The sequence below is a fragment of the Sphingosinicellaceae bacterium genome, assembly GCA_019285715.1.
GTDB lineage: Bacteria > Pseudomonadota > Alphaproteobacteria > Sphingomonadales > Sphingomonadaceae > Glacieibacterium.
The window spans coordinates 1,117,124-1,131,890 of the sequence record CP079108.1 but is presented as its reverse complement, the minus strand read 5'-3'; the positions used below and the strand labels follow the sequence as shown (position 1 = coordinate 1,131,890).

Sequence of the window (14,767 nt, the reverse complement as noted above, 5' to 3'; positions counted from 1 at the left end):
TACGAGCCGAGGGGAAAGCCTTGGACCGTTACCACCGTCTACCTCTACCGTTACACCACGCCCGAGAACCTGACGTCGAGCCGCCTTATCTCGTTTATCGAGCTTCTAGATGACCGACGCGTTCGGCGAAGGTCGGCGTCTCGGTGTCGGCGTCGGCGTCGGCGTCGGCGTCGGCGTCGGTTTGTCACCGACGATTTCCGTGACAATGCCTGGCTTTTGGCAAATGGATCAGCGTCGGTACCGGCGCCGCTGGGACCTTTGATAATAACGATTACCGGCTGTTGGCCAGTTCTCTGTACGCACCGCAGGCGCTCAGCGGCCAGCCGTGTGTTTGCGGTCGCTGGGGAATAGCGTCAATTCAAGACCAATGGGTTCGGCTACAGTACCGAACTCGCACGTTCAACGAGACCACCGACAGCGCTTCATCGGTGCAGCGAATATCGAACGCAATTCCGATCGTATCCTGGGCACCGAGGCGGCGGGGATCAATCGCTCCAGCTGCCTTGGTGCCGGCCGGGGGATCGAGCCTCTATGGCGGGAAGTGACTCGGCAGCAACTCCGACGTAAGAATCGGAGGCGAGCACCGGGAGTGAAGCTTGGCCTTACCAGACGCCACCCTTGGCGATGCTGCGAGACCAGGTTGCCTTCTCTGCGAGTACCATGGGTGCCTGCGCTGTCGACGAGCAACTTACAGGGCGACTGGATTACCTCGACGGCCGCCGGCCGTTCAAAGGCGTCCCCGGAAGCCTATTCTGGTGATGAAACCGATCGTCACGCCCAACGCCCGCTACAACGTCGCACGCAGCGACGGTTGGCTAGTCGGTCTTGTCATTTATGCTGTCGTGACGATCGCCAATCTACGAATCCTCGATGCATATCCGACAATCCGGCGTAAGCGTCAGCCGATCCCCGCCTTGTCCTGATCGCGCTGTTGCGAGAGTCGTCGCTGCTGTGATTGGCGGAGGCGGGCGTGGGTGAAGATGAGACGTCGTACGAGACGCTTAAGACGTCTCTTAGCGAGGATTTGGCGCTGGCGCCCCGCTCGGAGCGGCGACGCAGCTGGCACCCTCAGCAGAAGATGGCGATCGTCCAGGCGAGCCGCGCCCCGGGTGCCGGGCCGACGGCGGTGGCCCGTCGCTACGGCATCTCGACCGGCTTGCTGTACACGTGGCGCAAGCAGCTGCTGACCGCGGCGACCGACGGGTTTATCCGCTGCGAGGTTGTTGCCGAGCCTGCAGCGGTGGCGTTGCCGGTTCCGGACGTGAGATCACTTCCGGCGGCGTTGCCGGTTCCCGATCATCCCGCAGCAAGTACGATCGAGGTCGAGCTGCCCGGTGGCACGAAGCTGCGCCTCGCTGGCGACGTTGACCCCGGTGCACTGGCACGGGTGCTCGAGGCGCTTCGCCGGTGATCGCGCTGCCGGCGGGTATGCGCGTCTATCTGGCGTGCGGGCGAACCGATATGCGGCGCGGCTTCGACGGACTGGCAGCGCAGGTGCAGACCGTCCTCAGCCGCGATCCACACGACGGTGCGCTGTTCGTCTTCCGGGGCAAGCGCGGTGATCTGGTCAAGGCGATCTGGTGGGACGGCCAGGGCATGTGCCTGTTCGCCAAGCGCCTCGAGCGCGGCCGCTTCCTGTGGCCGGCAGCGAAGGACGGCTCGGTGCGGCTGTCGGCGGCGGAGCTGTCGATGCTGCTGGAGGGCATCGACTGGCGCAATGTCGAACGGAGCTGGCGGCCCGAAGTCGCCGCCTGACACGGCGCGACATAGTGACTCGGATGCGTGATCGGCATTGATCGTCGTCGCAGCAGGGCTGGTCACGGTGTAATATCCACCCGTGACGAGCGCCGTATCCGACCCTGACGAGGTCGCCCGGTTGAAGGCCGAGCTGGCGGTCGCTCGCGCCGAGTTGACCGGCGCCAAGCTGATTATCGAACAGCTCAAGGCCCAGCTGGCCGTCCTGCGGCGGATGAGCTTCGGGCGGTCGTCGGAGAAGCTCAACGCCGAGATCACCCAGCTCGAGCTGCTTCTCGAGGACCTCGAGGAGGGCGAAGCCGAACGCGTCGCCACGGTCGCTGTACCGGCGTCGGGCGAGCCGACCCGCCGGCATCCGGTGCGCCGGCCGTTGCCGACGCATCTGCCGCGCGAGGAGGTCCTGCACCATCCCGGCGACGCCTGCCCAGGCTGCGGCGGCACCAGCCTGTCGAAGCTCGGCGAGGACGTCACCGAGGTCCTCGAACGCATCCCGGCGCAGTTGAAGGTCATCCGCCATATCCGCCCGCGGCTGAGCTGCCGGTCGTGCGAGACGATCATCCAGGCACCGGCCCCCGACCTGCCGATCGACAAGGGCCGCCCGGGTCCGGCGCTGATCGCCAATGTCGTCGTGGGTAAATACATCGACGGCCTGCCGCTCTACCGCCAGGCCGGGATCATCGCGCGCGGCGGCGTCGATATCGACCGGGCGACGCTGTGCGACTGGGTCGGGCGCGCCGCCTGGTGGCTGGCTCCGGTCGCGGAGGCCATCGGCCGCCACGTCATGGCCGCACCGGTGATCTTTACCGATGACACCCCGATCGGCGTGCTGGCACCCGGGAACCGGCGAACAAAGACCGGGCGCATCTGGACCTATGTCGTCGACGAACGACCCTGGGCGGGCGATCGGCCACCCATGGCGCTCTACCGGTACAGCCAGGACCGCAAGGGCGAGCGGCCAGCCGAGCACCTGACCAACTTTGCCGGCTATATCCACGCCGACGGCTACGCCGGCTACGAGGCGCTGACCCGCTCGAAGGCACCTCCGGGACAACAAGGACAGCGCATCGTTCATGCCGCGTGCTGGGCGCATGCCCGGCGCAAGCTCTACGACGTCCACCAGAAGACCAGCTCGCCGATCGCCGCCGAGGGACTGCGCCGCATCGGCGCGCTCTATGACATCGAGCGCGACATCAACGGCCTGCCGCCCGAGCGACGCGGAGCCGTCCGTGTCGAGCGCTCCGCGCCGTTACTCGCCGATCTGCGCACCTGGATGGAGACCGAGCGTCGGCGCCTGTCGGGAAAGAACGAGCTGGCCAAGGCACTGCAGTATGCCCTCGGCCGCTGGGCCGCGCTTGCCCGGTTCACAGTCGACGGCCGCCTCGCCATCGACAACAATGCCGCCGAGCGCGCCCTCCGCGGCATCGCCGTCACGCGCAAAAACTTCCTGTTCCTCGGCTCCGACAAGGGCGGCGAACGCGCTGCCATCGTCTACACCGCACTCGAAACCGCCCGGCTCAACGGCATCGACACGGAAGCCTGGCTCGCCGACGTTCTCGACCAGCTCGCACGCGGCCGCAGCCAGCTTGACCTCGACCCGTTGATGCCCTGGAACTGGCGGAAGCCCGCCACTCTCGCGATCGCTGCGTAGATCGGCTGACGCTTACAATCCGGCGACACAATTCGGAAGCTGGACAAAGCGAGACAAATAAACAAAAAAAGCCCCCTAAAGGGACTTCCTGCACGGACTCGAAAATCGATGTTTGGTTGCGGGGACAGGATTTGACCGCTGTAGAACTCGTTTCGCGACCGAGCTCCTGAACCGCATTAGTCTGCACGGCCATGCCGCAGTATTAGGTCGTTGAGCAGTGACCGCTGGTCGAAGAGGTCGCGGACACCAGCTTCTTCGACGCATTCCAGCAGCCCGCTGACGCTCTCATGATACCTGCTTGGGAAGAGCGCCGGCAGACCTCGGAAAGAAGCCGCGAAAATCGCCCAGCCGGGCCGCACACGAAGAAGACACCGGCTCGAAGTGCACCAATCCGCCCGTCGGAACCGCCGTATTCGCACGGCACCTCGGAACGGCACGTAGCGACCGCGCAGGCTTGGCCTTACGTCCCGGCTTTGCTCTCGGGATGACCAGGTCCCGATCGACCCGGTCATCCTCGTCGAGACAGCGTCAATCGGCGAATTCCTTGATCCGCGCTTCCGCGAGTTCGACGATGGCACGCTTCATGAGCCGTCGCGTGCCTTCCCGGGGAGCCACGTCGTCGTTTCGCCAACGGTGTATCGTCGACATCGAGGCACCGAGTTCTCGATGTAGCTGGTCGTCGGTGACCCCACCTTCGCCGGCGGCGAGTATAATCGAACGCCAACTCTCGCGCTTTCCCTCATCGAGCGACTTGATGACGTCGATCACCGCTTCGATGATACGCAACTTGCTGGACTCGATCACCTTCAACCGAACCTCGAGATCACCGACCAGACCGGAATCCCGCAGCGTGGTCGCCAGAGCATGGGCGTGGTTCGACATAGATTCTCCAATCTCCTGGGTGCCGGCGGATACCGGCAAGCGAAATCTCCGCCTGGGTCGAACGGAAACCTCTTTCGCAGACTAACACGCATCGCGGAAGGCTCAATGCATAAAGTGCGTTAATGATCCTATTGCACGAAGATTCCCGTTGTGCAATTGTTATTGCAGAACACGGAGCCATTGAACATGCTCGAGCTGGTTAGACAGGTGAAGATTTCAGGGACGGTCGACGACTGGCCGCAGACGCTGGCATTTCTGAAGGGCTCCGTCTCCCCGTGCGTGGAGATAGACCGACTGCAGCATCCGCAGACTTCGAGTAAGGTGCCCGAGTTGCTCCTCTCGGCTCGCTACTCGAAGGGCGGCGGAAGTTCGCGGGGCGTCGCGGCTTCGGTGTTCGCGAACTGCTTCGATGCACCGCAGGACGGATCGCCGCGTGCCTCACACCAACTGATCATGATCGATGGAGTGGCATGCGATGCCGACTTCCGTGGATACCGGCCGTCGCTGTCCCGTGACATGATCGCGCTGGCCGTCTGCCAGATCGCCTGCTGCGACTTCGACCAGGGCAGGCCGACGGCGGTCATCGCACGGATACCGTCGAGCGCCGAAGGACTCCGGTTCGAACTGGCCGGTCTCGGCGCGGTCGTCGTGCCGCCCCCGCACCCGGATTGGAGACTGCCGGGAACGACGTCCGGAAAGACCTTCCTCTCTTTGGAGGACCGGTCGGTCAAGCGGTCGGCGGAACTCGTCAGCGGTTTCCACAGTCGAAATGCGGCGCGACGTGCCAGCCGCACGCATAGGGGCGGTGCGAGGCTCCATGTCGAGTTGGAACTGCCGTGGCTGAGGCACATGGCGCCTGATATTATCGCCATGGCACTCGGCGAACTGCAGCTCGGATGGTCTGCGTCGAATCTGCTTGCGAGACGCTCCATCGGCCAGCGCCTCAGGATGGACGACCAGCGGGGTGGCGATGACCCCAATTGACCAGGTCGACCTGCTCGCCATCGCCAAGGCACGTTTTCCACGCTGCGTAGCGGCGTTGGCGGCAGTGCCGCGGGCAAGGGGCGGTGATGCCCGTTCTGCCATCACCAATGCCATAAGGGGGCAGGCCCTTTCCCCCTGGACAATCGACTTCAGGTCGGGTGTCCAAGCCTTCGAACTGCGCCGTGTCGAGCAGACGCTGGTCGTCGATGCTTCATCGTTCGGTGGCCTACTGGCATATGTGGTGACCCAGATCGGCGATCCGCGGGACGCGGAGATGACTAGGGTCGTCGGGCAGCTCGACACCGGACGCGTGGCGCAGGTCCTCGACCTCCTGATCGTCATGTTCCTCGCCCATGAGTTCTACCACATGGATCAACAGCTCGGGTCCGACCAATACCGAGACAGCGACGATTACATGAAGGTCGTCGGGGCGATCGACTTCCAAGCCGACGTTGCCGCTTTCGATTACGTCATGCAGCTCGACGGCGAATTCAGTCCTTTCGTTGGGAACGACCGCCTGCGCCTGCTACTCGTGATCCATGTCGCGACGATGAATGCGTTCTCAGGTACCGGCGCCATGGGCGAGGCGGAGTTCGATAGGATCCTCGTCTGGAACCTGCAGCTGGCCCGGGCGTGCCGGAGTTCGGACGAGGCCATTGTCCGTCATCCTGGTTTCACGGTCAGGCCGGTGGTCGAACTGCCACGTTACTCCAGGCCGCCGCCCGGCGGCCTGACCCAGAAGTTCGTCGATGCGCAACGCGGCGCGACACCCGGAACGGTCCAGGACGTCGTGGCGGCGGTCGCGGACGGCTCCGGCATCATCCGTGCGCTCAGGCTCGCCAGCACCGATCGCGACGGCGGCGAGGCCATCGCCACTGCGGTACTGGCCCGTGACATCGTAGCCACCCGGACATCGCTTCAGGAGTTCGTCAGCACGCACGAAGCGACACTTGGGTTCGCCCGGGTGGGGCATGTCGAGCGTTCGATCGAGGGCTGCGTCGCGATCGGCACCGCGCTGCTGGCCCGGCCGGCGGAAGACCACCTCCAGTTGGGCGACGACGACGTCGTGGAGTTCTTCGAGCTCGCCACTGTCATAAGGGCCGAATTGGGCAAATCGGACGCCAGAAGGCTCGCCGACTGCGCAATCGCTGCTACCGGAGGTTGGCGGAAAGTGGAGGAACTCGTCGCGGAGCCCTATGGAAATTCGCGTGGCGCAGCGGACCGACGGTCCGCGGCCGCTACGGCGCTCCGGGGCGAGGTGATGCGCACCACCATCCGATTGAGTACGGCCCGCGATGCGCTCCGTGACCGACGGGATTGAGCCGCAGCGGCACTGTCGGTAGGCCGGCCCGATCGCCCAAACCGAACGTTGCGAGGCGGGCAGCGGCTGAAGGTGCGGAGAAAACGTGCAAGTCGCGCGGCCCTCCTCCGATGGATCGACGATGACCGGGCTCGAGCGCCTAGCTGCAGCGGCCTGCAATGATGATCGCGTGCAACTGCAATAGAGGAGCATTTCCCGCTTGAGCCGCGCAGTGACGGCGTGGTTGAGGCTGACGAGGCTTACATCGGCCGCATCAAGGGCAAGCCGACGAAGCGCGGCGCGGGCCACAAGATGAAGGTGCTAAGCCTCGTTGACCGCAACACCGGCACCGTGCGCTCGTTCACCGACGTATCGCTGACCGCTACCCAGATATTCCCGATCATCCACGCCAACATCAGCCGCGAAGCCCGCTTGATGACAGACGAGAGCAACCTCTACACCGGCATCGGCGCTTCGTTCGCCAGCCACGAGACGGTCATGCACGGTGCCGACGAGTATGTCCGCGGCGACGTATTCACCAACACCGTTGAAGGCTATTTCAGCATCTTCAAGCGCGGGATGCGCGGCATCTACCAGCATTGCGGCGAGCAGCACCTGCACCGCTACCTCGCCGAGTTCGACTTCCGCTACAGCAACCGCATCGCGCTCGGCACCGACGATGCAACGCGCGCCGTCATCGCTATCCGGGGCGTCGTCGGCAAGCGGATTACATATCAGCGACCTGACCGACTCGCAGCTTAAAGCGCGTCCGGCTAAGCGCCCTCGCAACCAACGGTGGCGAACGTAATGGCAACATTGTAACGAGACGTGCCGGACTTGATGTCCGGTTTTGTTCTTTAATGACTGCTAAGCCATTCGTTTTGCTCGTCTTGATTATATTGACGTTGGGCGAGCTTGGATTTACGCCAGCATTGACGTATGCACCTCCCAACACGTGTTGGGAGATGGACATGAACGCAGACGATATTATTGCCCGTGCTCAAAGCGATCTTAGCGCTGCCCAACTGGCAGCCTCGAATGCTCGATCACGCATGGAACAGGCGGAGAGGGAGGCTATGGAGCTAGCTTCGTTTCTCGCAACGTTTGCCCGTTACGCCGGCGGGAGCGCTGTGCAACCCGTTGCCCAGAACGAAGTAGAACAAGTCGGGAAGAAGAAGAGAAAATGGTCCTCTCAGCCCGGCACGATGGCGCGCACGCTCGTTGATGAGTGCATCGCGATTATCCATCGCGCGGGACACCCGGTGCAGATCGGGGATCTTCTTGACGGGGTTATGGCGGCGGGACTGACGGTTGGCGGGGCCGATCAAAAATCGAACCTTGCAGGCTATTTGAGCCGCGACCCGCGCACTTCATCCGTTGGCAAGCGAGGGGGCGGATGGATTGTTTCTGAAGACGAAGGGGCGGCACCGAAGCCGACAAGCCAACAGGCCACCCCTTCTTTAAGCGATGGAGGCACGAATGAACGAACCACCTTAGTTCAACCGGGCATAGAGAGTGCGACAACACCTTCTATGTTCGCAGGTGCCGAGTAGGGCACCAAACGGGCCGGGGAGAACACCATTCTCCCCGGCCAACTTGGTTATGCGGTTTTACGAAGAAAGTCGAGCATCTCGTGTCTTGGGAAAAGCGGACCTACCGAGGTGTCGAATACACCTTTCACCACCTTTCCGCGTTCACGATGATCGTGGATGGCATGAGAGTGCGCGTTGCCTTTGGCGCGCACGTTTTTGCTATGGAGTGCAAGATCGGCGATCCGGCTGACCTAAGATTTATGGACGGCAAAACGCCACGCACGTTTTGCCCTATCAGATACTCACACTCTCAAGAGTTGCCAAAATCCATCAATGACGCGTCCGGAGGCGACATATACAAAAAAGGCGTGAACCTCGTTTTGAAGCTGGCGGAACCAAACGGACCGGGCGTCTACCACGTCGCGTTTATCGCCAGAAAGAGCAACAGCCCTAAGTACGACGTCAAGCTCCAAGTGCTGAGTGCCCACGTTCGACCTAGTGCAGTTTTCATGCCCAAGGCTTCGTTCTGCGATGTCATACGATGCACTGCAGAAGGCCAAGTTATTGACTGGAAAAAGAAATAGCCCCGGTAGGGGCTATTTCCGGACCGAGGTCCTCACGAAAACCTATTTCTCCCTCCAGGGACCCTTGCGGGCAGGTGCGCTGTTTTTCATCGCTCTCAGCACGGGGTATATAACGCGGCAGAAACGCCAGCGCTCACTTAATCACCCGTTTTTCGCCCAACGCGCTTAAGACGGTTGACACCGACAAAAACCATAATGGCGGCGTTAGCAGTGAATGATAACGTTAGCGGCCTAACTCGCTAAAACGCGTTTTGCGTCCGGATGCGAATTTTTCCGCGGCTGTGGCGGCGTGGCAAGCATGCGCCTCACAACCTCGTCACGCCGCTTTGCGGCTTCCTCAGGTGGCAGTTCGTCGGTGTCTGGCATGGCTACCTCGTAGCGTATTGGTGGACCTTAGTCACCGCCTCTGGCTGGAGCGTCCAAAACGTCGAGCGGGTTCACGGTCGCGCTTCGGATCGTAGCGCACCCTCCACCGCTACACACAATCATCTCTCCCGTAATCGTGTCCAGTCTCCCTACCGCTGAAGGGATGGGCAGCGCTGCAAAACGCGGCTGCGGTTTAAGGTAGATCGCCGCCGAAACCAGAGCCAGCCCCGCGAAAACTGCTACCGCAACCGAGCGCATTCACACCTCCACACGTGTTGGCTTTCTAACGCGCCGCCAACCCCTCCGGGCGCGTGGTATGTCAAGTGCATAATCGCCCTTTTGTAACCACACCCAGTCTCCCCGCGTAGGACAAAGGCTTTGAACTAGGAGACCTCCATGCGCTACGCCCCATCCGTTTTTGCCGTGCTCGCCGCGTTCGGCACGGCGGTTCCCGCCGCCATCGCGACGCCGGCAGCCGCTGCCGCCCCGGTGGTTCAGCCGTATGATCAGGCCGCGTTCGACGCCGCGCAAAAGGCTGGAAAGCCAATTTTGGTGTGGGTGCATGCACCGTGGTGCCCGGTGTGTCGAGAACAGGCCAAGACGATCGCGCGCGTGACGGCAGAACCGGCTTACCGCAACATGCAAGTCTTTCGCATTGATTATGACACGCAGAAGCCCCTGTGGCAGAAGTTTGGCGCGACCATGCAGTCGACGTTGATTGCCTTCCACGGCAAGCGCGAAACCGGCCGCATTGCCCACGACACTGACGACATCAAGGTCTCAGCCGTCATCAGCAGCGCCATCGCCTGAACCGTTGCAATGGCTTCGGCACTCAATCCTGCGCTCGCTTTTGCGGCGGGCGCGCTCACCATACTCTCGCCGTGTGTCCTGCCGCTGGTTCCGATCGTGCTGGCATCGGCAGCACAGCGACATCGCTTCGCGCCATTGGCGCTGGCGGCGGGGCTCGTGGTCTCATTCACGATCACCGGCTTCGCCGTCGCTGCGTTCGGTCAGGCCCTCGGGCTCGATACGCTAGTGGTGCGCGCGGCGGGCGCTGTAGTGCTTTGCGTCGCGGGCATCGTCCTGCTGGTTCCAGCGCTCCAGGACCTTCTTGCCCGCATCGCCACTCCGCTTGCGGCCTGGGCAAGCAGTCGCCAGTCTGCGCTCGGCGCACGTGCCGGACTTTGGGGTCAGGCAGCCGTAGGCGCTTTGCTGGGCGTCGTCTGGGCTCCTTGCGTCGGTCCGACGCTAGGTGCCGCAATCGCCTTGGCGGCGGAGGGCAAGAATCTGGCGGAGGTGGCGCTGGTTATGACCGCGTTCGGGTTCGGCATTTCGTCAGTACTGCTTGTCATCGCGTTCGCCGCGCGCGGTGCGCTTGTAAAATGGCGCGGGAGGATGATGGCGACCGGAGGCCGGGGCAAGATCGTGCTTGGCGTGCTCCTGCTGATGGTCGGCGTGTTCATCCTGACCGGTTTTGACAGGCAGATCGAGGCATTCGCGCTCGATCACCTCCCAGATTCAATAACCCGTTGGTCGACGATCGCATGATGCGCTTTGCCTGAACGAGTTCACTTCTAATTCGATGGAGAGAAAGCATGATCAAATTTTACTACCACCCCTCGCCCAATCCCGCGAAGGTCGCGCTGTTCCTCGAAGAAGCCGGCCTCGAATATGAGATCGTGCCCGTCGACACCCGAAAGGGCGAGCAGCACGATCCCGCGTTTCTCGCGATCAATCCCAACGGCAAGACGCCGGCGCTGACCGATGGCGATGTCACACTCTTCGACAGCACGGCGATCCTGCTCTACCTCGCCGAGAAGACCGGCAAATTCCTGCCCGAAACAACTGCGGCAGAAAAGGCGCAAACGCTGTCCTGGCTGATGCTGGTTGCGACCGGTATAGGTCCGTATTGCGGCCAAGCCGTTCATTTCAAGCATTTCGCACCAGACCCGAAAGAATATGCGGTCAACCGCTATACGTACGAGGCGGAACGGCACTGGGATTTGATCGAGGCGAGGCTCGGCAATAGCCAGTATATGATTGGTTCAGTCTACTCGATCGTCGATATGTCGGTCTGGGGATGGGCACGTGCGATACCCTTCATTCTCGGGCAGGATGCCTGGGATCGCTATCCGAATGTCAGACGCCTGCTTGACGAGGTGAGTGCGAGGCCCGCTGCCGTAAATGCGTCGGCGCTGGCGACCAAATATGCTTTCAAGCAGGAGATGGACGACGCGTCTCGCCGCGTCATGTTTCCGCAGAATGACCGCCTCGCCGCAACCTGACGAGCTTACGCTGATTTGAGGCAGTTTTATCGACCGGTTTTTAGACCCTGGACCCGCTCATCGGACAGTTTCGTCTGCGATCTCGTCCGGTGAGGGTCGGCCCGCGGCTCAGCGAGGCTCGCGATGCGGAAGAAGATCGCCTGCTGGCTCACTTCGAAGCGCCCGGCAGTTCGACGCCCTGCCCGTCGTCGCCAGGGTCGATAGGGTTCGCTTCCAATTGCCGCCATATCCATTCGGCGGCCATGAGGAGGTTTGCGGCGAAAGCATTTGGCTTCCATCTCCTCATTGCTCTCGGCGGTAGCGGAACGCCGGTCTCTGAGGTTGATCCGAAACTCGTCGTCAACGTGAACTTTGCGACACGATGGAGTTCCAAGTGGCCTAGTTCGTGCGCGACGGCGAACCGCTGGCGGACATTCGATGTGTGGCGTTCACGACTACGATGCGACGGTCACCGTCGCGAAACGGAAGACCGGAGAGGTCGTCCGGTTCGCCGGACCTCCGAAGATATCTCCGGCAACATCGTCCTGCTGGCAATCGTGCGAAACCTTCATGACCGCTATTCGAGCATCCGCCTACGATGCCACTCCCCGACCGGCCGTAAACATCCCGATTCTTCCCGACTGCGGCTAATCCCCGGATCGCTCCGTGACGCTTCGCTTGAGCGCCCGATCGGTGATTCCATCGATCGCATGCTGCCTGGACATCCCGGCCGCACGCGCATCGTTCACGACGGAGTTCATGAGACTTCCGACCCGTTCCCTCGCCTGTTTGACCGCCGTCGAACGATCGGACACGCGTTCTGACGAACTATGGAACGTCGAACTCCGGAATTTCGTGGCCATCTTCATTCTCCCAAAGTCTGCAGTTCGTTCACGACATCCACGAAGAACGTCTCGGTCGCATCAACCAGTTCGCCGATCGTCTCTTCCAGATCCTCGGCGTCGGAAAGAGCCTCGTCGCCATCGACCGTCACCAAAAAGAGCTTCTTAGCACCGATTGCGTCATTGGTGGAGATGGGAATGCAGATGGTCCACGCCAAGTCCTTCCAAACCATCGCCCGGCGCAGCGTGTCGCATGGATCAGGAAGGGAAAGCGAGGCGGGCAGCGGCGCGACCTCGAATCTCGGCAGGTTCTCGGTCCATGCCGTTCCGGCCACCGTGCCCACGATCGGGAGGAGGATGCGCTCGTCGGAGCAGTCTTCATAACCGTCGGCGTAGCGCAAACGTAGCGATCTCGTGTGGCCGCCATCGGGAATTGCCACGGCGACGCGCACACGTCCCGTCCGACGCCCTGCCCTCAGCAGTGCCGGCTGCGCCGCGAAGGTCTCGTCGAATAGCTTGCGCGTGACGACGCAGGCTTGGCGCAGGATCGCGGGGCGCTTGAACAGTTCGGTCACCACCGTCGCCTCCGCAGCCCGGGTTGCCGAAGCCACCGTCGCCAGCAGTTCGCGCCGGCTACGGTCGAAGTCGAGGAGACCGATGTCCGTCTCCAGTGTGATCATATTGCTCCGGGAAACGGCACGGAGGTTCAGCTCGCTTGACCCGAACAGGGCGGTCCTTACCAACGACGCGATCCAGCCCCGCAATTCGACGCGAGGCGACTCCATTGGCTCACCTATCTCAATGGCGATCGTGTAGGCGTCGGGGTCGAGCTCGCGCTCTTCGTCGAATGGCCAAGCAGGTAAGTTTGAGACGATTCCTCCGTCAGCATGCATCTCGCCGTTTACCCTAGGCAGGCGGAACAAGACCGGTATCGCGATCGAAGCGACGACGGCGTCGGCGGCTTCCACCTTGGGGCTGCGTTCGGCGGAGAACAGCGTCAATCTACGTGTCGCTAAGTTCGCGGCGACGATCTTCAGAAGGGGTCTGGCGACCCCGTCGAAATCACCCATCAAGACCGGTCGCTCGGGGTCCGTCGGAAACAGCTTCCGTTGCAACAGTTGAGCCAACGCCGACCGGAAGCGCGACAGGTCGGCGAGACCGCCGAGGAGTGTCCGGCACACGATGGCCGCAATGACGACAAAACCGAGTAGAACGCCCCCTGCGATATATTCGGCCGATCTCGGCGCGCCGTGCCAGAAGACAAGTACCGACACGGGGCCGAAAACCGAAACGATGGTTCCGAAAATTAGGAGTCCAAGTCCCCAGCCACTCGTCAGTCGACGTAGAATTCTGATGCGGATCCAACCCGCGCGTCCGAAGAGATCGGTCGCGCGAGTCATCCCAGGATCAATCCTGGCCAAATCGTCGAAGATGGTACGTCCCGTACGAGGATCGGCGATGTCGTCGGCGTTGAAACCCGCCGCCTTCAGTGTCGCGGCGATGGCGCCTGCCGACGTGCCAGACAGCCCTTGGAACTTCACATGCTGGCGCTCCAAGGCCTTCAGTGCACCGACATGGACCACTCCCTTTGCGCCGCCGCCCGCCAGCGCCACGAACACGCGAGGGGGATCCGTCGGGACCGGGGTTTCGATCTGCGTATCTGAAGGTGGGACGAGCATGAGCTCGGAGACCGGGTATTCATGAGGCCATACGAAACGCCAGAAACGGCAGAGGAAGTTCAAGGCCTGTCCGATCTCGGTTAGCAACGCGGGTTGTCCATGTCGTCCGCTACTGATGCGAAGAACCGCCGCAGCACACAATCTGCGGTGTCCGTCAGACGGAGCCAAGAACGGCGTCGATCCTCGTCGTCGCGCTCTCTGACGACTAAGCCGGCGAGTTCGAGCCTACCGATGTGTCGGATGGCGGTCGTCGTCGGGTTCGCAGAGCCGATGCAACCATCCGTTACCGACACCTGCCGGCCCTCGGCCTGCATGAGGAATAGGTCCAGCAGCAGGTCCCAGGCGGGCTCGCCGAAGATCTTGACCGGTCCCTCGAGAAGCGCGTCCCGACGTCGTCGCCAGTCGTACAGTCTCTGCGCTACCGCCGCGGCAGTTGGGCCACTCCAGGTCGGGAGGCCATTCGAAGATTCGCCACGCGGGACGATCGGACTCGACTTCACATCAACCCCGCACGTCGCAGGCTGAACCGACCGTCCGATCCCACGATGAGGTGGTCATGCAGTACCACGCCGACGGCCATGGCCGCGCGCATCAGTTCGCCGGTGGCCTCGATGTCTCGCGCAGACGGCATGGGGTCGCCCGACGGATGATTGTGCACCACGACCATGCCCGCGGCATCGACGATCAGCGCCCTTCGCACGATCTCGCGGGCATACATCGGCACGCTATCGATAGTGCCTGTCCACATCGTCTCGTCGGCGAGGATGCGTTGACGCGAGTTGACGAATATTACGCGCATCCGCTCGACGCGCTCATCCGCCATGACCGTCTCGAGGTAGTCCTCCAAGGCGGGCCCGCCGCCGACGGGCTGGCCCGACGCGCGCAGCTTCATGCAGCGTCTCATTGCCTTCCGGAACACAGCGATGTGGGC

16 protein-coding genes and 1 pseudogene are annotated in these 14,767 nt (G+C 62.4%); 13 read left to right on the top strand and 4 right to left on the bottom strand.

Features of this window, described 5'->3' with window-relative positions; translation table 11 throughout:
- Positions 1-109 precede the first annotated feature (109 nt).
- From KX816_05360 to KX816_05340, 5 genes are all read left to right on the top strand, one after another.
- The gene (locus KX816_05360) at positions 110-262 is read left to right on the top strand and encodes a hypothetical protein (protein ID QXQ07455.1); all 153 of its coding nucleotides are present in this window, start codon (positions 110-112) and stop codon (positions 260-262) included.
- Positions 263-758: 496 nt separating this feature from the next.
- A complete protein-coding gene (locus KX816_05355) occupies positions 759-923 on the top strand; it encodes a hypothetical protein (protein ID QXQ07454.1) in 165 nt (54 codons plus the stop codon).
- Between the two features lie 47 nt (positions 924-970).
- Positions 971-1,411 (top strand): transposase, encoded by a 441-nt coding sequence (locus KX816_05350; protein QXQ07453.1) that lies wholly within the window; start codon positions 971-973, stop codon positions 1,409-1,411.
- Entirely contained in the window at positions 1,408-1,755 is a 348-nt protein-coding gene (gene tnpB / locus KX816_05345) for an IS66 family insertion sequence element accessory protein TnpB (GenBank protein ID QXQ07452.1), read from the top strand. Before KX816_05350 ends, tnpB begins: the two co-directional genes overlap by 4 nt.
- A gap of 82 nt (positions 1,756-1,837) precedes the next feature.
- Positions 1,838-3,403 carry an IS66 family transposase gene (locus KX816_05340; protein QXQ07451.1) on the top strand — a complete coding sequence of 522 codons (1,566 nt, stop codon included), beginning with the start codon at positions 1,838-1,840 and terminating at the stop codon, positions 3,401-3,403.
- A gap of 528 nt (positions 3,404-3,931) precedes the next feature.
- On the opposite strand, the gene KX816_05335 is transcribed toward KX816_05340, so the two are convergent.
- A complete protein-coding gene (locus tag KX816_05335; GenBank protein ID QXQ07450.1) occupies positions 3,932-4,324 on the bottom strand; it encodes a hypothetical protein in 393 nt (130 codons plus the stop codon).
- Between the two features lie 147 nt (positions 4,325-4,471).
- Here KX816_05335 and KX816_05330 point away from each other — a divergent pair, with 147 nt between their 5' ends.
- The 8 genes from KX816_05330 to KX816_05295 all read left to right on the top strand — a co-directional run bounded on the left by KX816_05330 (position 4,472) and on the right by KX816_05295 (position 11,336).
- Positions 4,472-5,269, top strand: coding sequence for a hypothetical protein (locus tag KX816_05330; protein ID QXQ07449.1), 798 nt, complete (start codon positions 4,472-4,474; stop codon positions 5,267-5,269).
- On the top strand, positions 5,256-6,590 hold the full coding sequence (locus tag KX816_05325) for a hypothetical protein (GenBank protein QXQ07448.1): 1,335 nt from the start codon (positions 5,256-5,258) through the stop codon (positions 6,588-6,590). Before KX816_05330 ends, KX816_05325 begins: the two co-directional genes overlap by 14 nt.
- Positions 6,591-6,809: 219 nt before the next feature.
- Complete coding sequence (locus KX816_05320) at positions 6,810-7,331, top strand: IS1595 family transposase (GenBank protein ID QXQ07447.1); 522 nt, start codon at positions 6,810-6,812, stop codon at positions 7,329-7,331.
- A gap of 209 nt (positions 7,332-7,540) precedes the next feature.
- Positions 7,541-8,122 carry a hypothetical protein gene (locus tag KX816_05315; GenBank protein ID QXQ07446.1) on the top strand — a complete coding sequence of 194 codons (582 nt, stop codon included), beginning with the start codon at positions 7,541-7,543 and terminating at the stop codon, positions 8,120-8,122.
- A 146-nt stretch (positions 8,123-8,268) separates the two neighbouring features.
- On the top strand, positions 8,269-8,685 hold the full coding sequence (locus tag KX816_05310) for a hypothetical protein (protein ID QXQ07445.1): 417 nt from the start codon (positions 8,269-8,271) through the stop codon (positions 8,683-8,685).
- 762 nt (positions 8,686-9,447) lie between these two features.
- Positions 9,448-9,861 (top strand): thioredoxin family protein, encoded by a 414-nt coding sequence (locus KX816_05305; protein ID QXQ07444.1) that lies wholly within the window; start codon positions 9,448-9,450, stop codon positions 9,859-9,861.
- A gap of 9 nt (positions 9,862-9,870) precedes the next feature.
- Positions 9,871-10,599, top strand: a complete 729-nt coding sequence (locus KX816_05300; protein ID QXQ07443.1) for a cytochrome c biogenesis CcdA family protein — start codon at positions 9,871-9,873, stop codon at positions 10,597-10,599.
- 47 nt (positions 10,600-10,646) lie between these two features.
- Entirely contained in the window at positions 10,647-11,336 is a 690-nt protein-coding gene (locus KX816_05295; GenBank protein QXQ07442.1) for a glutathione S-transferase N-terminal domain-containing protein, read from the top strand.
- A 148-nt stretch (positions 11,337-11,484) separates the two neighbouring features.
- Here the strand turns inward: KX816_05295 and KX816_05290 are convergent.
- The 3 genes and pseudogenes from KX816_05290 to KX816_05280 all read right to left on the bottom strand — a co-directional run bounded on the left by KX816_05290 (position 11,485) and on the right by KX816_05280 (position 14,728).
- Positions 11,485-11,760: pseudogene (locus KX816_05290) on the bottom strand (ImmA/IrrE family metallo-endopeptidase).
- A gap of 420 nt (positions 11,761-12,180) precedes the next feature.
- Positions 12,181-13,776, bottom strand: a complete 1,596-nt coding sequence (locus tag KX816_05285; protein ID QXQ07441.1) for a patatin-like phospholipase family protein — start codon at positions 13,774-13,776, stop codon at positions 12,181-12,183.
- Positions 13,777-14,332: 556 nt separating this feature from the next.
- Positions 14,333-14,728, bottom strand: a complete 396-nt coding sequence (locus KX816_05280) for a JAB domain-containing protein (GenBank protein QXQ07440.1) — start codon at positions 14,726-14,728, stop codon at positions 14,333-14,335.
- Positions 14,729-14,767 lie beyond the last annotated feature (39 nt).